Source organism: Flavobacterium selenitireducens, assembly GCF_014748335.1.
In the GTDB taxonomy this organism is placed as follows: Bacteria; Bacteroidota; Bacteroidia; order Flavobacteriales; family Flavobacteriaceae; genus Flavobacterium; species Flavobacterium selenitireducens.
This window is the reverse complement of sequence record NZ_JAAVIY010000011.1, coordinates 15859-39020: the sequence shown is the minus strand read 5'-3', so window position 1 is coordinate 39020 and position 23162 is coordinate 15859. Positions and strand designations below refer to the sequence as shown.

17 protein-coding genes and 1 tRNA gene are annotated in these 23162 nt (G+C 48.7%); 7 read left to right on the top strand and 11 right to left on the bottom strand.

Annotated elements, in window-relative coordinates; all coding sequences use genetic code 11:
- Positions 1 to 216: 216 nt before the first annotated feature.
- Positions 217 to 1359 (bottom strand): acyl-CoA dehydrogenase, encoded by a 1143-nt coding sequence (locus tag HC229_RS14210; RefSeq protein ID WP_191021167.1) that lies wholly within the window; start codon positions 1357 to 1359, stop codon positions 217 to 219.
- A gap of 96 nt (positions 1360 to 1455) precedes the next feature.
- Between HC229_RS14210 and HC229_RS14205 the strand changes: the two genes are divergently transcribed.
- The 5 genes from HC229_RS14205 to HC229_RS14185 all read left to right on the top strand — a co-directional run bounded on the left by HC229_RS14205 (position 1456) and on the right by HC229_RS14185 (position 6445).
- A complete protein-coding gene (locus tag HC229_RS14205) occupies positions 1456 to 2523 on the top strand; it encodes an anhydro-N-acetylmuramic acid kinase (protein WP_191021166.1) in 1068 nt (355 codons plus the stop codon).
- A gap of 47 nt (positions 2524 to 2570) precedes the next feature.
- Complete coding sequence (locus tag HC229_RS14200) at positions 2571 to 3797, top strand: Glu/Leu/Phe/Val dehydrogenase dimerization domain-containing protein (protein WP_191021165.1); 1227 nt, start codon at positions 2571 to 2573, stop codon at positions 3795 to 3797.
- Between the two features lie 216 nt (positions 3798 to 4013).
- Positions 4014 to 4916 carry an energy transducer TonB gene (locus tag HC229_RS14195; protein WP_191021164.1) on the top strand — a complete coding sequence of 301 codons (903 nt, stop codon included), beginning with the start codon at positions 4014 to 4016 and terminating at the stop codon, positions 4914 to 4916.
- 146 nt (positions 4917 to 5062) lie between these two features.
- Positions 5063 to 6283, top strand: coding sequence for a bifunctional folylpolyglutamate synthase/dihydrofolate synthase (locus HC229_RS14190; protein WP_191021163.1), 1221 nt, complete (start codon positions 5063 to 5065; stop codon positions 6281 to 6283).
- 87 nt (positions 6284 to 6370) lie between these two features.
- A tRNA-Val gene (locus tag HC229_RS14185) sits at positions 6371 to 6445 on the top strand.
- A gap of 191 nt (positions 6446 to 6636) precedes the next feature.
- Here HC229_RS14185 and HC229_RS14180 read toward each other — a convergent pair.
- Positions 6637 to 6975: a nuclear transport factor 2 family protein gene (locus HC229_RS14180; protein ID WP_191021162.1), complete on the bottom strand. Its 339-nt coding sequence runs from the start codon at positions 6973 to 6975 to the stop codon at positions 6637 to 6639.
- Between the two features lie 21 nt (positions 6976 to 6996).
- Positions 6997 to 7779 (bottom strand): SDR family oxidoreductase, encoded by a 783-nt coding sequence (locus HC229_RS14175; RefSeq protein WP_191021161.1) that lies wholly within the window; start codon positions 7777 to 7779, stop codon positions 6997 to 6999.
- Positions 7780 to 7913: 134 nt separating this feature from the next.
- Here HC229_RS14175 and HC229_RS14170 point away from each other — a divergent pair, with 134 nt between their 5' ends.
- Positions 7914 to 8270 (top strand): winged helix-turn-helix transcriptional regulator, encoded by a 357-nt coding sequence (locus HC229_RS14170; protein WP_191021160.1) that lies wholly within the window; start codon positions 7914 to 7916, stop codon positions 8268 to 8270.
- 214 nt (positions 8271 to 8484) lie between these two features.
- Complete coding sequence (locus HC229_RS14165; protein WP_191021159.1) at positions 8485 to 9357, top strand: alpha/beta fold hydrolase; 873 nt, start codon at positions 8485 to 8487, stop codon at positions 9355 to 9357.
- A 21-nt stretch (positions 9358 to 9378) separates the two neighbouring features.
- Here HC229_RS14165 and HC229_RS14160 read toward each other — a convergent pair whose 3' ends face one another.
- From HC229_RS14160 to HC229_RS14125, 8 genes are all read right to left on the bottom strand, one after another.
- Complete coding sequence (locus tag HC229_RS14160; RefSeq protein ID WP_191021158.1) at positions 9379 to 10245, bottom strand: DUF808 domain-containing protein; 867 nt, start codon at positions 10243 to 10245, stop codon at positions 9379 to 9381.
- Between the two features lie 84 nt (positions 10246 to 10329).
- Entirely contained in the window at positions 10330 to 11865 is a 1536-nt protein-coding gene (locus HC229_RS14155; RefSeq protein WP_191021157.1) for a SulP family inorganic anion transporter, read from the bottom strand.
- 178 nt (positions 11866 to 12043) lie between these two features.
- Entirely contained in the window at positions 12044 to 12727 is a 684-nt protein-coding gene (locus HC229_RS14150; protein WP_191021156.1) for a fibronectin type III domain-containing protein, read from the bottom strand.
- A complete protein-coding gene (locus HC229_RS14145) occupies positions 12724 to 15996 on the bottom strand; it encodes a cellulase family glycosylhydrolase (RefSeq protein ID WP_191021155.1) in 3273 nt (1090 codons plus the stop codon). Before HC229_RS14145 ends, HC229_RS14150 begins: the two co-directional genes overlap by 4 nt.
- Before the next feature lie 34 nt (positions 15997 to 16030).
- Positions 16031 to 17434, bottom strand: a complete 1404-nt coding sequence (locus HC229_RS14140; RefSeq protein WP_408610279.1) for a glycoside hydrolase family 30 protein — start codon at positions 17432 to 17434, stop codon at positions 16031 to 16033.
- A 143-nt stretch (positions 17435 to 17577) separates the two neighbouring features.
- Complete coding sequence (locus HC229_RS14135) at positions 17578 to 18453, bottom strand: hypothetical protein (RefSeq protein WP_191021153.1); 876 nt, start codon at positions 18451 to 18453, stop codon at positions 17578 to 17580.
- Between the two features lie 13 nt (positions 18454 to 18466).
- Positions 18467 to 20008: a RagB/SusD family nutrient uptake outer membrane protein gene (locus HC229_RS14130; protein WP_191021152.1), complete on the bottom strand. Its 1542-nt coding sequence runs from the start codon at positions 20006 to 20008 to the stop codon at positions 18467 to 18469.
- 13 nt (positions 20009 to 20021) lie between these two features.
- Positions 20022 to 23126 (bottom strand): SusC/RagA family TonB-linked outer membrane protein, encoded by a 3105-nt coding sequence (locus HC229_RS14125; protein ID WP_191021151.1) that lies wholly within the window; start codon positions 23124 to 23126, stop codon positions 20022 to 20024.
- Positions 23127 to 23162 lie beyond the last annotated feature (36 nt).

The window sequence follows — 23162 nt, the reverse complement described above, 5'->3', positions numbered from 1 at the left end:
ATTGGGTTATAAATTAGTCGAGCGATACTTTGCCATTCAAAAAGAATAAAGCAAATTTAAACGTATCGGACAAATCCTCGAACCGATGACGGCTTTTTGGATTCATCTCCCGGTAGATGCGGCCCACGACGATTGGTTGCGGCACATTAACACACAAAAATGTTAAAAAAAAGGGCCGTCCCTACAGACAGCCCTCGAATATTCTTCAATACGTTATTATTTGGTAAGTATACTCCTGGAAATCACGATTTTCTGAATTTCCGAAGTTCCCTCGTAAATTTGTGTGATTTTCGCATCGCGCATCAATCGTTCAACGTGATACTCCTTGACGTAACCGTTTCCGCCGTGAATCTGTACGGCTTCTATCGTCGTATCCATCGCTACCTGTGAGGCGTATAGTTTTGCCATCGCTCCGGAAAGATCGTAATTTTTGTGCTGGTCTTTGTCCCAAGCCGATTTCAAAACAAGGTGACGCGCCGCCTCGATTTGCGTAGCCATATCGGCTAGTTTGAACGCGATCGCCTGGTGTTGGGAAATTTCTTTGCCGAACGCCTTTCTCTCTTTCGAATATTTAAGTGCCAATTCGTAAGCGCCGGAGGCAATTCCCAATGCCTGGGAAGCAATCCCAATGCGTCCGCCGGCAAGGGTTTTCATCGCGAAAGTAAACCCGAAACCGTCCTCGCCAATGCGATTTTCCTTCGGAACCTTAACGTCGTTAAACATAAGGGAATGCGTGTCGCTTCCGCGGATGCCGAGCTTTTGTTCTTTTGGCCCGATCGAGAAACCAGGCATGTCTTTTTCAAGGATAAGGGCGTTGATCCCTTTGTGTTTTTTGTCAATATCGGTCTGGGCGATCACGATGTAAACCGATGCCGTGCTCCCGTTGGTGATCCAGTTTTTGGTTCCGTTCAAAAGGTAATGGTCGCCCATGTCTTTGGCGGTCGTGCTTTGGGAAGTCGCATCCGATCCCGCTTCCGGTTCGGAAAGACAAAATGCACCTATCATTTTGCCCGTTGCCAGTTTGGTCAGGTATTTTTGTTTTTGTTCTTCAGATCCGAACGTCTGCAATCCCCAACAAACCAAGGAATTGTTTACAGACATTACCACCGAAGCCGAGGCGTCGACCTTCGAAATTTCCTCCATCGCCAACGCGTATGCAACCGTATCGAGGCCGCTGCCGCCGTATTTTGGGTCGACCATCATGCCGAGGAAGCCAAGCTCTCCCATTTTCTTGATCTGCTCGGTCGGGAATTGCTGTTTCTCGTCGCGCTCGATTACGCCCGGAAGCAACTCGTTCTGGGCAAAATCGCGAGCCGCTTGTTGAATCATCAAATGTTCTTCGGTAAGATTAAAATCCATAACAACTGCGAATGAAAATTATTGTTTGTGTAAAAATTTGCCCAAAGATAAATTTTTAATTGGGAAATTCTCAAACGCAATCCTTAATTTTGAGCCGTGCCAAAAGAATCCTACAACGTTATCGGAGTCATGTCGGGAACCTCTCTCGACGGTATCGATGTGGCTCACGTCGGCTTTGAAGTCACCGACGGGAAATGGGCGTTCGAAATCCGCGAAAGCGAAACGATCCCGTACAGTCCGGCTTGGGTGGAGACGCTGAAAACAGCCGTTACTTTCGGCGATTCCGAACTTGAAAAACTCAATTCGGACTACACATTATTATTGGGTAATGCCATCCGCGCCTTTATCGACCGCCACGCCATCCAGAATCTCGACGCAGTTTGTTCCCACGGCCATACGATTTTACACCAGCCGAACCACGGCATCACGCTGCAAATCGGGAACTTGCCTGAAATTGCGCAAATCGTCGGACACAACGTCATCTGTGATTTTCGCGTCGATGACGTAAAACTCGGCGGACAAGGCGCTCCGTTGGTTCCCATAGGCGACCGCCTGTTGTTTCCCGATTATGATTATTGCCTCAACCTCGGCGGATTTTCGAACGTCTCCTTTGAAAATAATGGCGTTCGCGTCGCTTTCGACATTTCACCTGTAAATACGGTGCTGAATTTTTATGCGAACCGCCTCGGTTTTGATTTCGACGACAAAGGAAATCTCGCCAAATCAGGCGCAATCGACTACGAGCTGCTGCACGAACTCAACAACCTGGATTTTTATGCCCGGTCTTTCCCGAAATCGCTTGGTTTCGAATTCGTGAAAACGACGGTTTTGCCGCTCATCGAACGCTTTGAAATTTCCGATACCGACAAAATGCGTTCCTTCACGGAACACATCGCCGTCCAGACCGCATCGGCCCTTCCGAAAAAAAACGGGAAAATGCTAATTACCGGCGGCGGAGCATACAACGAATTCCTGATTTCGCGTATTCAGGAACAGCTGTCGCAAATTGTGGTTGACATTCCCGGGACCAAAATCCTGGAGTTCAAGGAAGCTTTGATTTTCGGGCTTCTCGGCGTGCTCAGGTCGAAAGGCGAGCGCAATGTCCTTTCGAGTGTCACGGGAGCCGCACACGATCACAGCTCAGGAAAAATCCACACCAACTAAACACGAACAACCTTTATATTTGCCCAACTTTTACAACTACAACCAGAATGAAAGAACTGCTCAAGAAATTCGAGAATAAAACACCTGAAATCGTTTTCAATTGGAAGGATGCCGAAACCGATGCCGAAGGCTGGACGGTCATCAATTCGCTTCGCGGTGGCGCTGCCGGAGGAGGAACCCGAATGAGGAAAGGTCTCGATATGAACGAGGTTTTGTCGCTTGCCAAGACGATGGAAGTCAAATTTACGGTTTCAGGACCGGCGATCGGCGGAGCGAAATCCGGAATCAATTTCGATCCGAACGATCCGAGAAAAGACGAGGTGTTGCGCCGCTGGTACAAGGCGGTTTCCCCACTTTTGAAGAGCTATTACGGAACCGGAGGCGACCTCAACGTAGATGAAATCCACGAAGTGATCCCGATGACCGAAGAATGTGGCGTCTGGCATCCGCAAGAGGGTGTTTTCAACGGGCATTTCAAACCGTCCGAAGCCGACAAGATTAACCGCATCGGACAATTGCGCCAGGGCGTCATCAAAGTCATAGAAAATCCGACGTTCTCTCCCGACGTTTCAAAAAAATACACCGTCGCCGACATGATCACAGGTTACGGCGTCGCGGAAGGCGTGCGTCATTTTTACGACATCTACGGTGGTGAGATCAAAGGCAAGAAAGCCATCGTCCAAGGGTTTGGAAACGTGGGCTCGGCGGCTGCTTTTTACCTTGCGGAAATGGGCGTGAAAGTCGTCGGGATCATCGACCGCGATGGAGGCTTGCTCAATCCGGAAGGCTTCACTTTTGAAGAAATCCGATCGCTTTTCCTCGAAAAGGACGGCAACAAGCTTGTAGCCGAAAACATGATCCCGTTTGCAGAACTCAACGAAAAAGTCTGGGGAGTCGGAGCCGAGATCTTCACGCCTTGCGCGGCTTCGCGTTTGGTAACGCAGGAACAGGTCGACAAAATGGCAGCCAATGGCCTCGAGGTCATTTCGTGTGGAGCCAACGTTCCTTTCGCCGACAAGGAAATCTTCTTTGGCCCAATCATGGAGAACGTCGACAGCAAGGTAAGCCTCGTCCCGGATTTCATTTCCAACTGCGGCATGGCGCGTGTCTTCGCCTATTTCATGGAGAAAAAAGTACAAATGACCGACGAGGCGATCTTTTCGGACATTTCCAAAACAATAAAAAACGCGTTGCAAAAAACACACGACGCCAACCCGTCCAAAACCGGGATCAGCGCGCGTGCGTTTGAAATTGCGCTTAAGCAGTTGGTGTAACGTTTAAGGTTTAAGGTTTAAGGTTTAAGGTTTAAGATAAAATTCGTTCTTCTGGATTAATGATTGAGATTTTCAGTTTTAAACTTTTAACAATTTAGACTTCGAACTTCAAACAACCCAAACTTTGACCTTTGAATTTCAAATAATCAATTAACAATTAAAAAGCCTAAAACAATTTATTATCGCTATTTTCGTTATAAAACCAAGAAAAACGCTATGGCATTCCATATGACAGACAACCAGAAAAAATCGCTCGGGATTACCGCAGCCGTTTTTGTGCTCGTGTTCCTGCTATTGGCTTTCATCAAGTTTACCGACACCATGATCCTGAATCCTGAACTCATGGAAGAAGGCGGTGGCGGTGGCGGAGACGTAGCCGTCAACTTTGGCGATAGCGATTATGGAATGGGCGACAATTTCAAGAATATCGAACCGGTCAAGCAAACCGCAAAAGCGACGCCTCAACCGAAAGCTTCCTCGAACGAAATTCTGGCCAGCGACCTTGACGACGCACCTGCCGTTATCGAAAACCGCAAGACATCCGAAAAACCGAAGAAGACCGAAGAACCGCTCAAGCCAGTCGAAAAACCTGCTCCAAAACCGTCCAAGTCTACTACCGACGCGCTTTCCGATCTTTTGAACGGATCGAGCAAAGGCGGCGACGGAGACGACAACCGCGCCGGCAACAAAGGAAAATCCGACGGAGATCCGTATGCCCGCGGCTACAATGGCGGCGGTGGATCCGGTGGTGGCAAAGGCGGAGGCAACGGGACGGGAGAAGGCATTGGTTCGGGTTCCGGTTACGGAGGCGGAAGCGGGAGTGGTCGCGGAAGCGGAACCGGTCCGGGAAATTATTCGCTCGGCAATAGGAAGGCATTGAGCAAGCCACCTCCAAAATACCTTTGTAATGAAGAGGGCACTGTCGCCGTTAAGATTTATGTCGACCGAAACGGGAAAGTGATAAGAGCGGAGGCGGGCGACCGAGGGACGACCAATCGCGCAAAATGTCTGGCCGACCAGGCCGAACGCGCCGCACTCGACACCAAATGGGAAATCGACAGTGATGCTCCGGAAACCCAAGTGGGAAAAATCGTGTACAACTTCAAACTGACGGATTAATTTTCCGTCTTTTTTTATTCATCGCTTAGTTGGCTGCGGGTTCGCGAATTTGCGGCTTATAGTAGCGATCATCTGCGTCGCCGAAAAAAAAATCAATTTTCCCCACTCTTTGAATTCCGCGTTTTCGTAAATACCGCCACCAATTTATGACCTATTCAGAAACGGTCGACTGGATGTTCAACCAGCTGCCGATGTATCAGACACAAGGTGCTTCGGCCTTCCGGAAAAATCTCGACAATACCCATCTTTTAGCAGATTACCTCGGCAATCCCGAAAGGAAACTCGCGTGCATTCACGTCGCGGGAACTAACGGGAAAGGTTCCACTTCTCACCTGCTCGCCTCTGTTTTCCAGCAAGCGGGCTACAAAACCGGGCTTTTTACATCGCCCCATTTAAAGGATTATCGCGAGCGCATCAAGATTGACGGGCAAGAGATTCCAGAAGATCATATCGTTGCCTTCGTTGCAAAACACAAAGCGCTTTTTGAGGCGAATAACCTGAGTTTTTTCGAAATGTCGGTCGGATTGGCGTTCGACTATTTCGTTGCGGAAAACGTCGATATCGCAATCATAGAAACCGGGCTCGGCGGCCGGCTCGATTCGACGAACATCGTGACACCGTTGGTTTCGGTCATTACCAATATCGGATTCGACCACGTCCAGTTTTTGGGCAATACTTTGGAATCGATCGCATTTGAAAAAGCGGGCATCATCAAACGCGGCGTTCCGGTAGTCATAGGCGAAACGCTTCCGCAGACGAAGGACATCTTCGAAGAAACGGCGATTAAAATGGAGGCTTCCATCGTTTTCGCATCGGAAGTCATTGCGAAAGATTTGCCTTCCGACCTCGTTGGCGATTACCAATTCCACAATAAAAAAACCGCGTTGGCGACGTTGCGAATCGTGCGCGAGCAAGGACGTTTCGTTATTTCAGATGCGGTCGTGACCACCGGGTTTCTCAACGTCGTAAAAAACACGGGACTTTTGGGGCGCTGGCAGAAACTTGGCGAGAATCCGACGATCATTTGCGATACCGCCCACAATAAACATGGTCTTGAAATTGTAATAAATCAGCTCGAACGACTAAAATTCGAAATACTGCACATCGTTTTGGGCGTTGTAAACGATAAGGAATTATCTGAAATCCTTCCCCTTTTCCCAAAAGACGCGCATTACTACTTTTGCAAGCCGAACATTCCACGCGGATTAGATCAAAACACTTTGCAGTCTGAAGCCGCGTCTTTCGGACTAAACGGAAATGCATTCGATTCTGTGCCAAAAGCTTACGCCGCTGCCAAACGAAAAGCTTGCTCCGGCGACCTGATCTACGTGGGCGGAAGCACGTTTGTCGTCGCAGAAATTTTGTAATTTTTTTTCCTGTTTCGCTTGCAAATACCAAAAAGCGTCCTATATTTGCACTCGCAATCAGGAACAATACTGAAAGCGAAAACAACAGGGCGATTAGCTCAGCTGGTTCAGAGCACCTCGTTTACACCGAGGGGGTCGGGGGTTCGAACCCCTCATCGCCCACAAAAAAGCAAGACAGATGTCTTGCTTTTTTTATTTGCCACGGGTGGGACAAATGTTTTTTCAGCTTTTGGAAGCGGGCTCCGCCAAATAAAAGTGAAAGCCTTTTTAGCGTTTTTTTTGTCTGCCTTCCGATGGACATTACCGTGGCGCAACGCAGGTAGTCTCTCATCGCCCAAAGACGACAAATAAAGTCATTGGAACTTTGTGTAATCTGTTACTTTCAACTGCTGAACTTGCCCATCGATGATATCAAAATGAAAGTTTAGCGTGATAGGGCTTCCTGGAAATGCTCCCGAACACTCCGCTGTTAAGATGCTTGTCGTACCGTTTTCGGTATATCCCAATGGTTTCATCGTTGATTGATAGTTCTTGTTTGAATGGTCGATCCAACGCTCGATTTCGGGTCTTCCCTTATGCGTTTTACCTTCGTCGAACACTTCGGCGGTTTCTGAGAACAAGTTGGCATAGGCCACCGCATCAAATTCGTTCTGTGCTTTAATCAGGTCTGTTATTACTTTTGGTAAGTTCATTGTTATCAACTTTAGAGGTTATTAAATTGTCGGTACGGTGCCGCCATCGATTACATATTCAGTTCCTGATAAATAATTGGCTCTCGGCGATACAAGAAAACCAACCAATTCAGCTACTTCTTGTGGCTCAGCAGGCCTGCCAAATGGAATTCCTCCCAATGCGTCCATCACACTTTTGCGCGCTTCTTCAACAGTGCCATTGGCGTTTCTTGCGATTTCTGACAAAAAAGCTTTCGATGCTTCAGTGTTGATCCATCCCGGAGAAACAGTCAGCACCCGAACACCTTTAGGCGTAACTTCGTTAGACAAACTTTTGCTGTAATTTCTCAATCCCGCTTTTGCAGCCGCATAAGGCAACGTGGAATCATACAATGGCAATATTCCCTGGATAGAAGCTATATGGATGATAACGCCGTCCTTTCTCTCTAACATCTGAGGTAAAAATCCCCTGTCAAGCCGGACCGGGGCAAGCAAATTGGCCTGTAGGGTCGATTCCCAATTTTCATCAGATAACGCAGCAAAACCGCCGGCAGGCGTCGATGAAGAACCGAGATTGTTTACCAGAATGTCAAGCCTTCCGTAAGCCGACAGTACTTCGCTTACAACTTTTTGCGTTCCTTCTGCCTTACTCAAGTCGGATGGAATAAAATGCAGTTTGCTGTTCTCTTCTTCCGGGGCGTTTCTCGCGGTGATAATTCCCGTCGCGCCCGCCTGCAGCAATCTTTCTGCAATTGCTCTTCCGGTTCCCTTCGTGCCTCCTGTCACCAATGCGATCTTCCCCGATAATTCATTTTGATAATCCATGATATGATGTCTTTAAATTCTATTGTACAAATTTCTAAAGTATGTTACGTCCTCACAAGTACGGAGTTACGATTCAGATAGGGATAAATTATTCCCCTATCGCACATTTAGGAACATAGGCTTACTTTTGTAATATGTATGAGAGAAAGATAATACCTAACTTAAACTGCGGGCTTGACCTGATAGGTGAAGTACTTTATGGCAAATGGAAGATACGTTTGCTTTGGTTTATTAATGAAGGCCATAAAAGGCCGAGTGAATTGCAGCGTAAAATACCGGATGCTTCGCGCAGGGTTTTGAATATTCAACTGAAGGAGCTGGAGGAACACGAACTTGTTTCAAAAATTATCTACCCAGTTGTGCCTCCTAAAGTCGAATATAGCCTGACGGATTTCGGAAAAACACTAATTCCTGTAATTTCAGTTATCGGAAATTGGGGAGACGAACATGAAAAACGTCTGCGATCGCTCATTTTAAAACGTTTCGATTAGCATTAATACTTAGAAAGACGAACACTGTTCACGCCAAAGTTTTTTCCCTTTCGGTAGTGATCCGAAAAAAGCGCTCGTAACGCTCAATAAGCCCGGCCATGCTGGTGTCACGATTAATGCAGTCGAAAAATTGACACATTTTTCATTATTTCTTTAGGTCGTATGACGAAATCCGTAAATTCACGTTCGGCACGCGCGACAAAGCCAAACTTGTATGAGACCAGTCCTATTGCTCCTGACCTGTATTTTCATGACAGTGGCGTCGTGTAGTGATAGCCGCAGCAAAAAAACCATCGGCCCCGCAAAAATGAAGATTGAAAACAAAGGCGTAAACATCGATTACACGGATACGAAAACAGGCGATACCGTGTTAGTGTTCCTCCACGGATGGGGCACGAACAAAACCTATTGGGAACAGCAAATTCCTCATTTCCAAAAAAAGTACAGAGTCGTCACGATCGATCTTCCCGGTTTCGGAAAATCAGGGAAGAACCGCGAAACCTGGACCGTCGAAGATTATAGCCGCGATGTGACTGCCGTTTTTGAAAGTCTGGACTTGACGAACGTCATCTTAATCGGCCATTCGATGAGCGGCTCCATAGTCGTGGAAACAGCGTTGCAAAATCCGACGAGGATCTTAGGAATAGTCGGCGTCGACAATCTAAAAAATGTAGGTTTGATAACGGCAGACATGAAAAAAGAATGGGCTGTTTTTTATGACAGCGCCCGCTCCAACTTCAAAAATGTAGTCTCAGCAGAAATCAACGGCCTGTTTTCGCCTTCGACGAGCAAGGCAGTACGACAAAGAGTTTCGAACGATATCCTCTCATCAGAGCCTGATATCGCCATCGATTGTCTCGAAAACCTCGACGGTTACCCATTTGCGGAAAAGCTATCCATGCTCGACAAACCGTTGTGGCTCGTAAACAGTTCCTACTCCGCAACCGATATGGCGGCGTTGCGTCAATACGGCAAGAAAATAACGTTGCTTGAAATCGGTCCTACCGGTCATTATCCGATGCTGGAAAAGCCCGATGCGTTCAACAAACTGCTCGAGGAAGCAATCAACGGAATACGTTCCAATTGAGCTGAAGTTGCAAAAATAGAATCAGTGTTTTTTGCCTTTTCCGAACAATGCCTTCGCAGAAAGGACGATCCCCACTACGATCAGGCCTGCCAACAGCCCGACTCCAAATTCGACGAGAATCGCGGGAACTCCAGGCAAAATATGGTGAAGGAAATCGATGTTGTGCACGAAAATTCCGCCGGCGACGAGCAAAAGCGCGATCGTTCCGACAACGGCCAGAAACTTGATGAGGATAGGAAGCGACTTTACCAGTACGTTCCCCACTGCATACAAAAATCCTTTTTCCGGCGAGCGCTTCATCAACCCGAAACCAGCATCGTCCATACGGACTATCAAAGCTACGATTCCGTAAACGCCAACTGTCGCGAGAATAGCCACGATGGAGACGGTAGCGATCTGCAGCGTTTGGTCTTGGTCAAGCACGCTGCCCAAGGCGATGATCACGATTTCTACAGATAATATAAAGTCGGTCATCACAGCCGATTTGATCTTCGCTTTCTCGGCCTGGCGGTCATCCTTGATTTCTTCGACGACCTCATGCCCCGTCTTTTTCCTGTGGAACAAAAACTCCACGATTTTTTCCGCCCCTTCATAGGCAAGGAACAATCCGCCCAAAATCAGGATCACATTTATCGCAATAGGAAAAAACGCGTTCAGCAACAACGCGATCGGCACAATGATTACTTTGTTGATAAAAGAACCTTTGGTAATGGCCCACAGCACGGGCAACTCGCGCGATGACAGGAAACCGGTCGCCTTTTCGGCGTTGACAGCCAAATCATCTCCGAGGATGCCGGCAGTTTTGCGTGTCGCCACCTTTGCGGTCACCGCCACGTCGTCCATCAATGCTGCGATATCATCTAAAATTGCGAAAAAACCTGATGCCATAGTCGTATTAGTGTAGGTGTGTGAGTGCCCAAAATTACGGATTAATACAGGATTAATCCGACAGGAATGGCGCCAAAAAGACGATTATTTTTCTACCGCGACGCGATAACCCGGGTCTTCGGCGATATTCACATCGATGACTGCCTGCGCATTTTCGAGCAATCGGCGACAATCGGGGCTCAGGTGACGGAGCTCGACGATCTTACCCATTTCGCGGTACTTTCGTGAGACACCGTTTACCGCTTCTATCGCAGACATGTCGGCCAGTCGGCTTTGTCGGAAATCGATTACGATGTGTGAAGGATCCGTCCCGGCATTGAACTTTTCGGCGAACGTCATAGCCGATCCAAAAAACAACGGGCCGAAGATCTCGTAATGTTTGACGCCGTTTTCGCCGATATGTACACGCGCCCGTATGCGTTTGGCACTTTCCCAGGCAAATACCAAAGCCGAAATGATTACGCCCGCCAATACCGCCAACGCAAGATTGTGTAGCAAAACGGTAATGGCCGCGACCAAAATTCCGATCAATATGTCCGATTTTGGCATTTTGCCGATGATGCGCAAGCTGGCCCATTCAAAGGTTTCCACGGCCACCATCACCATTACACCGACCAAGGCCGCCATCGGCAATCTCCCGATGACAGGGGCTCCGAAAAGGACGATGAGCAAAATGGTAACCGAAGCCACGATGCCGGACAATCTCGCCCGCGACCCAGAGGAAAGGTTGACCAATGTCTGGGCGATCATCGGGCAGCCGCCCATCCCGAAAAAAAATCCGTTGGCGATGTTGGAACCGCCCTGGGCGATGCATTCGCGGTTGCCGTTCCCCTTAGTGCCGGTGATCTCGTCGACGAGGTTCAGCGTAAGCAAGCCTTCTGTCAAACCGACGGCGGCCACGATGACCGCATATGGCAGGATGACCTTTAAAACCTCGAGATCCAACGAAACTGCAGGAATGTGGAACGGTGGCAGCCCGCCTTCGACCGAGGCGATGTCCGACACGGTTTTCGTATCAAGGCCGAAAGCCGAAACGAGGGCGAAAACCACCACAATCGCGACGAGTGAAGGCGGTAGCGCTTTGGATATTTTCGGGAAACCGATCACGATACCAATAGTAAGGCCGACCAACCCGAGCATGGTGTAAAGGGATTCGCCCACAAGCCATTGCGTCTGTCCATCGAACGAGGTTTTGAATTGCCCGACCTGGGACATGAAAATGACGATGGCCAACCCGTTTACAAAACCGTACATTACCGACTGAGGCACAAGCCTGATGAATTTGGCCCATTTGAAAAGCCCGACTAAAATCTGGATTACGCCCGCCAACGCCACGGCTGCAAATACGTATTCGATCCCGTGGGAACGCATCAGTGCGATCAGGACAATTACAGTCGCTCCCGCCCCGCCCGATATCATGCCCGGCCGTCCGCCAAAAACAGAGGTCACGAAACCCGCAATGATGGCCGCATAGAGCCCGGTCAACGGTGGCAGGCCTGCAAGGATGGCGAACGACAACGACTCGGGTATCATCGTCATGGCCACGGTAAACCCGGCGAGGACTTCGTTTTTGTAATTAACTTTCTGGGAAAAATCGAAAAGGTTGAGTACTTTCTTCATGGCGGTAATCGCGTAGGTGCACTTTCACAAAATTTGGGAAGATCAGGCGGCAAAAGTACGCAAACAAAACATCTGAAAAAGGAATTGCAACACAAACGGTGTGTTGCCCTCAGCCGTCTCAACGCAAAAAAAAACTCCCACAAGGGGAGTTTCCTGACAAATCTAACTTAAAACGAATTTACTGTACTCTGAATTGGAAGGTTTGCGACGTCGAACTGTTGCCCTGGGCATCGACAGTCACTACTTTCCAATAGTAATTATTGCCTGAAGCCACGGCGACGTTGGGAAGCTGCGGCTGGGTAACGGTAGACAACAAAGTCGTAGGATTCTGTGCCGTCCCGAAATACACCTGGTAGTTTTCAATATCGTCTTCGAGATCATCTGCCGACCATTGCAAGTCGACGGTGGCTCCCGCATAAGTCGTGCTCATCTGCGGATGGATGACCTCCGCAGGAAAAGGCGCGTAATTGGTCACGCTCTCGGCAGCGTTATAAAACTTCCAGGTAGGGCTTGCTACAGATGTGCGCCCTTCCTTTCGCGAACTTACGTACCACGAATACGGCGTGCCTTTTTGAAGCGTAACCTGGTAGGTAAGCGAAGTCCCGGCATTGAACTGGGACGAGGTTCCCGTGGCAAGATTCTTTACGTAAAGGAAATAGCTGTCGGTGTTTTCCGAAGGATTCCATTCGAACGTTACCGAAGACTGCGTTGCCGAAACCGGCGTTCCGGTCAAACATTCCGAATTGTCTATCGGCGCGATCAATGCGGCCTGGGACGGATTGCCGCCACCGCCACCTTCGTCGCTGTCGCCGCATGAAAAGGCCAGCAAGGCTATGGCTAAAACTGAAATTATATTTTTCATAGTTTTACGAATTTGGTATTATAGGTTCCCGTTGGGCTCACGACTTTGAGCAAATATGTTCCCGATGCGAATGCGGACGCGTCAAAACTGACGGTACGTTCCTGGGCAGGCAATTGGTAGGATGCTACTTTTTTACCAATCATCGAATAGACTTCAAGCGTCACATTCCCTGCTTTTGCGGACGGAAGTAAAACATTGACGAGCTCCTGTCGCGCCGGGTTCGGGTAAACCGACATTATGTCGTTCATCACGATCGTTTGGCGATGTACGCCCTGGCATTCGCGATCGGTCTTGACCAACAGTTCGTTTCTACCCGCTTCGAGATCGAGTACGATCGAATGCTGATCGGTCATATATTGGATTCCATTGAGTTCGATGCGATAGGTTTCGCTGCCTTCGAGATCGAGTTCCAATCGGAAAGCACGCTCGTCGACGCGAGAGAAAACACCCAAATCTTCCGGTTCCGTTACCACAACATTGTAACATTGCTGAAACGATGGAGAGGACGGTATCGCAATGCACAACTGGTAAACACCCGCATTGAGGTTCGGGAAAGAAGCCGCGCTGTTGAACGCCATCGAGAGGTTGACGCCGTTCCCCGTAAGTGTCGCCACGTAGTTGTGGTTGGCCACCGCAGAAATTGAAATCGCTCCGTTATTGGAACTGCGGCACGTTTCCGAGCTCGTGCTCACGGAAAAATTGTTTGTCGGAAGGGTAAACATCGTACAACCGCTAAAATCGACGACATCGCCCGAAGGTGTATTCGGACAGTTATCAGAAGCATTTCCGACTCCATCTCCGTCGTCATCGGGAACCTGATACGAAAAACGGATCCAGTTCAGGTTGAAGCCGGGACTTAGAATGTTCACTTTCATGATGTATCGACCGGCGGTCAGCGTGCCGAAAGATTCCACCGTTTGCCAGGTTTGCCAACCTCCTGTGGCCGGGAAATTTACGGTTTGGATATCCTGGGTCGTCTCCCCTATCATCTGGATCTGGGCCGATCCTACCTGGCTTTCGCCCGAGGTGCGCCACTCGATTTTGTAGTTTCCTGTAGTTTGTACGTTTACAAGATATTGAAGTGAATCACCGGCATCGGTGTATGCGATGTTCTGTCCGCCACCGATATCGTTGCTGTTTTCGAGTTGCAAGCCGTTATTGGAGTAAAAATTCTCCGCTTGGACGGTGCCCGAAATCCCAAGGATACTGCCGACGCGGTTGGTCACGGGCTTGTCGGTAAATGCGGCGTGAGCGGTCGCATCCGAAGCCAAAAGATTGCCTCCGGCATAGCTGAGCGTTACCGAATTTCCGGGATTGATAGGCGTTGACGGCGTGAAAACGAGTGTGCGGTTGTCCTCGGTCGAATAAGCAACCGTCGCCGGAACCGCAGTACCGTTGACCTTAAGTGTAAAGGCGCTTTGGCTAAAGTTGATGCCCGTTTGGATCTGCTTGTTGAAAACGACATTGACTTTGTTTCCAAGTGCGGAGGTTGAAGCATCGATGACTTTAAACATAGCGGCAGACGAAGCGTGAGGATTTTTGAGCTCGAACCAGTTCAGGTTGAAGCCACCTGTTTCGATATACAGTTTTACCTTATTGAGGCCTGCCTGCAACAAGATGTCGGTTACGGTAATGGTTTGGAATGTCGTGAATCCGCCTGAATTGGGTAGGATTATCGATTCGGAAATGTTTCCGTCGGTATCCTCGAAATGGATTTTCCCGCTTCCGCTGTAGCGAATGTCGATATCGTAAGCCGTCAGCGACGGAGCTGTCAGCGAATAGGTCAGCCACTCGTTGTCTTCTGTCCAACCGATCTGGAAGCCGTTGTTGACCGCATCGGTAGAAGGCTGTATGTCGACTCCGTCGTTGCGCATGCTCCAACCGTTGTTCCAGGCCTCGAAAGTTCCGGTATCGGTTCGGTAGTTTGCGACAACTTTGTCAAAATAAGCCACGCCGTTGTGCCCCATGTCGAATTCGGTGGCGAAAACTTTTCCGGGAATCGGGTGATCTTTGTACTTCTTGGTTTCCGTAGTTTGCACCTGGCGGAACATGGCGTCGATCACATCAGGTCGCAACGTCACGTTTTCCATTTTGTAATTTTCGGCGATCTGCATCAGCGCATTGAACGCAAATGTCTGGGACGGTGCATTGCCGCCGTTTTGCCAATAATTGAGCAAGGTTTGGTATTCAGCGGTTTTGGTTACCGATGCCGGGCCGGAAATATTGTCGATTTTTTTCATCGGCCACCATGCCCAACCGATGTTGTTGGACTCACAGAGCGAAATCGCGTCTTTGAACCAGACGTTTGAATTCTCTCCGGTTTCCCCAAGCCAGATCGGCAAATTATAAGTCGTCCTCAAATTGAGCATTCCCTGGATGGCGCCTTGGGTATTGGCGTTCCAGTATTTGTGGAAACTCAACGCCATGTTGTTGTCCCAGGGTTGGTTGGTCGCAGACAGAATGCCGTTGTAATTATTTCCCCAACAATTCCCTTCGATGATAATCATGTGGTTGGTGTCCACTTCGCGGATCGCATTGGTAAGTTGGATGTAAAGATCGCGCAACGGCGTGTTGGCATTCTCGGTACATCCGTTGATGTTCCCGCCTTGGGTGAACGACCAGTTGGGCTCGTTGATCAGGTCATAGCCTCCGATCCATTGTCGATCTTTGTAACGGTCGGCCAACTTTCGCCACAATGCGATAAGTTTCGTCCTGTTGGCTTCACTCTCCCAAAGCGACGGTTTCGTAGCGTCATAGTCGGAGATGTTCGCGTCCTTGCCCTGACCTCCCGGAGTGGCGTGCATGTCGAGGATCAGGTACATCTGATTTTGCTCACACCACTCCAACAGTTGGTCGGTCCGCTCAAACCCTTCGTCAAGCCAGGTATTTCCGCCCCCGGATTCCTGTTCGATCGGAAGGGTGTAAAGATTGTAGTGCATCGGCAAACGCACGGAGTTGAAGCCCCATGCCTTGAGTGAATCGATGTCGCGTTTGGTGATTCCGTTGTCGCGATACGCTTGGTAAAACGTTTCAGTATTTGCCGTACCGATGAGTTGCGTGATTTTTTCACGGATCTTGTGCTGGGGCCCGGCAAATGCGTCGGTCTGCAGCATGTATCCTTCCTGAACCATCCATCCGCCAAGGCCCAATCCTCTAAGGATGATCGGCTGGCCGTTGTGATCCAGTATCTGTTGCCCGTCCCTGCGCATGTATTGGGAATGACCCGCCACGGAAAGCGCGAGCAACATCATGGTTAAAATTCGTTTCATGTCGTTGTCTTTTTTTTTGATTTTTAGCTGATGTTTAGTAGACGACCGTCTGGATGGCGTGAGCCGGAATTTCGACAATCGTTTTCGAAGCGTCCACAAACAAATTGTAGGTCACTTTTTCGTCGGTTTGGTTCATGACCACCGTTACCATTTTGCCGTCCTTATTCACGAAAGATGTACTGATGAGCGAGCTGCGGCTGACGACCGTTGAGACGCGTTTGGCCTCGGGGCGTACGAATTTCGAGAAGTGTCCGATGTAATAATACGAAGGCGTGTAAATGATCTCGCCCGACTTCGTATCGACGTGGATAGGTGCAAAACAGAAATTGCCAACGTGGTTCGGCCCGCCTTTCTCATCGAGCAGGATGTTCCAATCTGTCCAGGCCACGGTGCTGTTGTTGAAATCGTGGATCATCTGTTGGCCGTAACGCTCGCCATTTGGCCAATGCTGATACTGTTTGGCGTCGAATTTCTCTACGCAGCCTTCGGTAAAAATGAGCTTTTTATCAGGGTAGGCCTCAGCCACCTTCTGCACATTTTCAAACAGCGGTTTGCCGCCGGTCCAGGTTTCATACCAGTGAAAGCCCATTCCCCAAGCATACTTTGACGCTTCCGGATCGCCGAAGATCACGTTGGCGCGCTGGTTCATCAGGTCGCGATTGTGATCCCAAACGATAATTTTTTTGTCGCCCAATTCCTTTTGGATCGTAGGGCCGAGATGGTTTTTGAGGAAGTCTCGTTCTTCTTCTGCCGTGAAAATGCACGATTCCCAGGTTTGGACAGCCATCGGCTCGTTCTGGACGGATAATCCCCAAACCGGGATGCCTTCTTTTTCGAGCGCCTGGATGTATTTTACGTAGTAATTTGCCCAGGCTTGCCTGAACTCGGGCAGCAACTTGCCGCCGCGCAACATATTTTTGTTGTCTTTCATGAACGCCGGCGGGCTCCACGGGCTCACATAGAACGGTACGATTCCGGCCGTCGCGAGCGCCTTTTTGAGTAACGGCAACCTGAATTTTCGATCGTGGTCGATGTTGAACGATTTTAGTTCCTTATCGCCTTCTTTGATGTAAGTGTAACTTCCGCTGCTGAAATCACAGCTGTGGATATTGGTTCTGATCAGCGAATAGCCGATGCCTTTATCGGCGCTGTAGTAAGCGTCGAGGAACTCTTTTTGCTTGCCGGCCGAAAGCGTCGCGAAAACTTCGGCGCTGGCGTCTGTGATCGCGCCTCCTATTCCCAAAATCGACTGAAAGGTCTTGTTTGGCGAGACGAACACACATATTTCGGTTTCCAATGGTTGTTTTGCTTCCGAAAAGGTTACTTCTCCAGACCGGGTGAGCCGCATTGTGGTGTTTTCGGCTGTCGTATAGATAGTCGCTTTCTTCCCATTGAGTTGCGAAAAGGCAATAGAAGGCAACGCTGACACCATCAGCATAAGGATAGATTTCTTCATTTCTGGAATTGGTTGTGGCGGAATGCCTGTGGAATAGCGTCCGAAAAGATCCGGGACGTAACTGTTAAAAAATAGCCTGTATTCAAAAGAGAGTACAGGCTATTTAAACTAACCCAAACAAAAAATTAATCGATGCGACGAACTTCTACGTTGTCGATCGTTATAGAAAATGGCGTGGCCGATGCGTATCCGCTTGCAGAACGCAATACGACGTAAACGGTTCCGCTGGTAGGGAATACTTTCAAGCCTTCTGAAGTGTCGCCTCCGCAGCCTACTTCTGAAAGCAAGCCTTCGAAAGGACCGATGGCACATCCTGCCCAAGTGTTGAGCGCGAGGATTTGTCCGCCTTCGTTATAATCGTTTCCAGTCGGAGGATTATATCCGGCATACCATTCCATGTAGGTATCCATGGTGTTGCCAAGGCCTTTTACCTTCATATCGAATTTGTAAGTGTGCCCGGCCTCTACCTGAATCGCCTGATACAAGTGCTGGTGATTCCAGTTGATGCTTCCGGTCATTGTGGCTTCTCCGTTAGCGAACGTCCATGCAGAACCCGCGATTGACTGTGGAAACAATTGCCACTGGGCGATATCCTCCGCCGTTTCAAACTTTCCGCCTCTTATCAGGTTTCCTGCAACCGGGTCAGATGTCTCGACTTCGAGTTCCTGGGAGCTTGTATATTGTGCCCCGCCAATTCCGACCTGCGTGTGCGTAATGGTATAGGTTCCTGCGTCCGGAAGGAAAATTTCCTTGGAAGTTACCAATCCGCTCCCGCCATTACCTGAACCCGTGTTCCAGTAATGTGCAAGCGTATTGTCGTTGCTTCCGGTTGCTTGTAGCAAAAAGCGGTTCGGGCTGCCGGCTACCGGGGTAATGGTAAAGGAGGCGTCGAGTTCAGGTGAAACGATACCGTTTCCGTCGGCGTCGTCATTTGGCGTACACGACCAAAAAGCAGCCGACATCGCAACCAAAGCTGTATAAGCTAAATTTCTAAAATTCATGATATGCTTTTTTTTAGTTGTTATAACCTTCGTTTTGATCGATTACAGTGTTTTGTCTTTCGCGCAATGGAATAGGCAAAACCTCGTTCTTGTTCGCCTGGAAACCACGGCTTCCCAAAAGTGCCGTACCTCTTCCTGTGCGAACGATGTCGAACCAACGGAAACCTTCTCCGGCAAGCTCGAGACGACGCTCGTTGAAGATGTTCTGCTCCGTAGCCGGGATAGATCCCAAACCTACGCGGTCGCGTACTGCGTCCAACAATTGTTGGGCACGGGTAAGGTCGCCTCCACCGTTGACGATGGCTTCTGCCTCCATAAGGTAAGTATCGGCCAAACGGACGAGGTATGTATCCTGTTGGAAGTTGAGCTCTGCTGTTCCACCTCCGGTAGTCCGTTCGCCGTTAAGCGGCATGAATTTTCTGAGGAAGAAACCTGTATCCATGTAAGCTGGCGCATAAGTCGCGTCGACTGTGCTCATATCCAAAAGCGTCGAAGCGGCACGAGGATCGCCAGCCATTGCGGCTGCAAGTCCAGGTGTAGCTGGGTTGAATGCCCATCCAGGCCAGAAATCAGGAGCAGTAGAACCACTTGGACGAGAATAACCGCGTGGGCCTACCATTTGGTTCACGCTGTTTCCTTCGTCTGAACCGCTTCCCCAGTTCCCCCATGAAGAGTTACTTTGGTTGGTGTGGTAGACTTCCAGGATCGATTCTGTGTTGAATTTATTGGAAACACTCCAAAGGTCGGCAAAATTATCGACGAGTTTGTAACCGTACATGCTTGTGCCTCCAGGAGTTCCGTTTACATCTGCCAATTGCGCAGCTGCCTGGGACCATTTTTGCTGATAAAGATAAACTTTCCCCAAAAGTGCTTTAACGGCTCCCTGGGTTAGTCGGCCCGCTTCACGAGAGTACAAGTCATCGCCAACTCTAACAGGAAGCATGACAGGCAAATCTTCCAAAGATTCGAGCATTTCGGCTTCGATAAAAGCGTAAACCTCCGCAGGATCGGCTTGTGGGACATTAAATAGCTCCGAAGCTTCCAGGCGAGTCGTGATCAAGGGAATGTTCTTGAACATCGTGACCAATTGGAAGTAGTAGTACGCACGAAGCGCTCTTGCCTCTGCCAAAAATCGTGTACGGGCTGCCTCGTTGTTTCCGAAATCCGCTGCCGGTAGTTTCTCGATAAGGATGTTGGCACGAGCAATTCCTGCATAATAGTCATTCCAGTAGCTTCCCGGAATCGTAGCCTCGTCTATCGTATAGTTGGAGAACGATTGGATTCCCGTACCATCCGTTGCACCACCTCCACCTGCGTAAAAGTCGTCAGAACCAGCGTTGAACATGGTAATCATGTTCTCGAAACCGTTGGAATTCTTGCGCAGGACATCGTACACTGCAAGCAGTCCGCTAAAAGCCTGGGTTTCATTCTTGTAATAGTTATCTTCGAAGAAGAGGCCGTCCGGCTTGGTTGTAACAAAGTCTTCACCACAGCTTACCGACAGGAAAAACACCGCCGTCGCCGCAAAAGACCATCTGATCATTTTTGTTTTCATAGTCATAGATTTTTTAAAGTTGTAGATTGACACCCATCAAGATGCTGCGGGCCTGAGGATAATACCCTCTGTCGATACCCAATACGTTTCCACCAATTTCTGGATCGAATCCGGTATATTTCGTGAATGTCAAAAGGTTTTCGCTCATGACGTACAATCTCACTTTGGACAATCCCGCTTTTCCGATCAGGTCAGATGGCAGATTGTAACCCAATTGTATCGTTTTGATGCGGAAGTAGTCGCCATCTTCAAGATAAAAAGTAGACGGGTTACTGAAGTTGCGGTTGTTATCCGTTGTGGAAACACGCGGGTAAGAGTTGGAAGTTCCTTCACCTGTCCATCTGTTAAGGGCATTGTTCTGCCAGTTGGCGTTACCAAGGTCAAGACGACGCAAACCGTTGTAGATCTGGTTGCCTCCAACACCTTGTCCGAAGATACTTAGGTCAAAGTTTTTGTACTCAAAGTTCACCGTTATACCGTAAGTATAGTCAGGAAGCGGTTTCCCGATCACTTTTCGGTCATCACCATCAATCGAACCATCGTTATTCAAATCCTTCCAACGGAAATCACCTGGAACCGCATTTGGCTGGATTGGCGAACCATCAGGACCAACATACGCGTCGATCTCAGCTTGGTTCTGGAAGATACCTTGCGTCACAAAACCGTAGAACGATCCGAATGATTCTCCAACTTGGTTGCGCGAAATTTGGTAAGTTGAAGATTGGACGTTAGCAACGTCATAAAAATCTACATCCGGCGCAATCGAGTTGATCTTATTTTTTAAGAATGAAATGTTTCCGTTGACTCCGACCTTGAAATCCCCAAAAGATTTTCTGTAGCCAAGTTCAAATTCAACTCCTTTGTTTTCCACTTCGCCGAGGTTAGCTAGCGGGTTGCCAAGTCCAACATATCCCGGAATCGGTAGGGCTCTAAGGATACCAGTCGTTTTTTTGTTGAATACGTCAACCGTAAGGGTAAGATTGTTCATCAAAGTCAGGTCGACGGCAACGTTGCGATTCGTAGTTTCTTCCCACTTAAGATTCGGGTTGGCTGGACGAAGAATGGTATTTCCGATTGCAACAGATCCGCCAGGACCATATGTGTAATTAAACCCACCTCCAACTATAGACGCAAAGGAGAAAGGTTCGGTACCTCTATCGTTTCCTGCAACACCGTAACTCGCACGAAGTTTCAATTGTGTCACGTAATCATTTTCAGGCCAAAAACCTTCCTTGGTTGGAACCCACCCAATAGAAATCGACGGGAAGTTTCCGAATTTATTGTTAGCACCGAAGTTCGTTGAACCGTCGCGGCGAATCAAAGCAGACAATAGGTATTTTTCCTTGTAGTCGTAGTTCAACCTCGCGAACAAAGATGTCAACTTAATGTCCTGACCCGTCGCAGCCCAAGTTGTCTGGTCCTCGATTGGCACAGGGAAATTGAAGGATGCATCCTGCCATCTTGTAATAGGCAGGTTGAAGAATGTGGTACCTTGTCCTTCCTCACCTTCCCAAACGTAAGATCCTTGACCCAAGAGCACGCTGATATTGTGATCTTTTATAGCTCTTGCGTAGCTCAACGTATTTTCGATACTCCAGAAAAAGTTCGATCTCTTTTCTCTGTAGAAGTTGTTTTCGGTAGCGCTCAAGATTGGCGTAAGAAAATACTCAGGTGTAAACGCCTGGCTTCCGTAATAAGCAAGTTTTCCGGACGCCGTTGTACGCCATTTCAAACCAGCGATCGGTTCGAGTTCGGCGTAAATGTTTCCTGAAAAATTGTCGGCCCATCCGAAATTACCCATGCGCGTTTGAGCATAAGCCAACGGGTTCGACATTTCGTTAGAGACATAAGGAGAAATTCCGTAAAGTATGCCGTCCTCGTTTCGGACAGCACGCGGGTTGTTGTAAAACGGCATGCCCGGAGTCGGGTTCGGCATCAAGACCGGCGTAATAGGGTCAAGGTTCAATGCAGAAGCCAAAGGCCCACCGAATTCACTGTTCGTGTTTCCAAGACCGATGTTTTTCTCGTTCGTATACGTCGCCGTTTGGCCGATGCGCAAGAAATTCGTGATTTTGTGGTCAGAGTTCAAACGGAACGTTTTTCTCTGGTAACGCGAAATAGACGGCATAACAATACCTTCCTGATCGATCAAGCTGAACGAGGCGTAGAAATTAGATTTATCGTTTCCTCCGCTGATGCTCAAATCGTGTGATTCCCTGAAAGCATTTTGGAAAATCTGGTCTTGCCAGTCCGTTCCTCTACCATAAGACTGAGGATCAGGAAAAGGCAGTCCGCCTGGAGATCCGCCCCCGTTGATATGCGCCTCATTTCTGAGTGTGGCATATTGTGACGCGTTCAACACGCCTACTCGGCGAGCCTCATTTTGAAAACCGGCAAACCCATTGTAATTCAATGACAACTTCCCTGATTTACCTTTTTTGGTAGTGATTACGATAACACCACCCGCGGCACGCGTACCGTAAATTGATGCGGAAGCGTCTTTAAGAACTTCCATCGATTCGATATCGTACTGGTTAAGATACTGAACGGCTGTAGCATCTACAAGAATACCGTCGACCACATACAACGGATCGTTGTCATTTAGAGTGGTGACACCACGAACCCTTACCGTCGCAGCAGATCCTGGTTGACCGGCATTTGCAGCTACGATCACACCGGAAGTCCTACCTTGCAACGATTGCTCGACGCGCGTAACAGGCTGGTTTTCCAAATCCTGGGCGCGCACTTTTGAAATCGCACCGGTAACGACACTTTTCTTTTGCGTGCCGTAACCCACGACGACAACTTCTTCGAGCGCTTCAGCCGAAGACGTTATCCTGGCGTCCTGCCTTGCGTTACCATTAATAGCCTGTTCAAGCGTTTGGTAACCGATAAACGAAAATACCAACGTTCCGTTAGAGGGTGCGGAAATCTGGTAATTACCATCGATATCTGTCATCGACGCTGTTTGTGTTCCTTTTACTGTCACGGTTGTGCCCGGAACCGGCAAACCTGTCTCGTCAGTAACTTTACCGGTAATGCTTAAGTTTTGGGCATGTCCGATAAAGGAAAACAGAAGAGCCGAAATACAAAAAAATAGTACTTTTTTAAATTTCATTTTTCTGATTTTTTGGTTAGTTAATTATTGATTTGC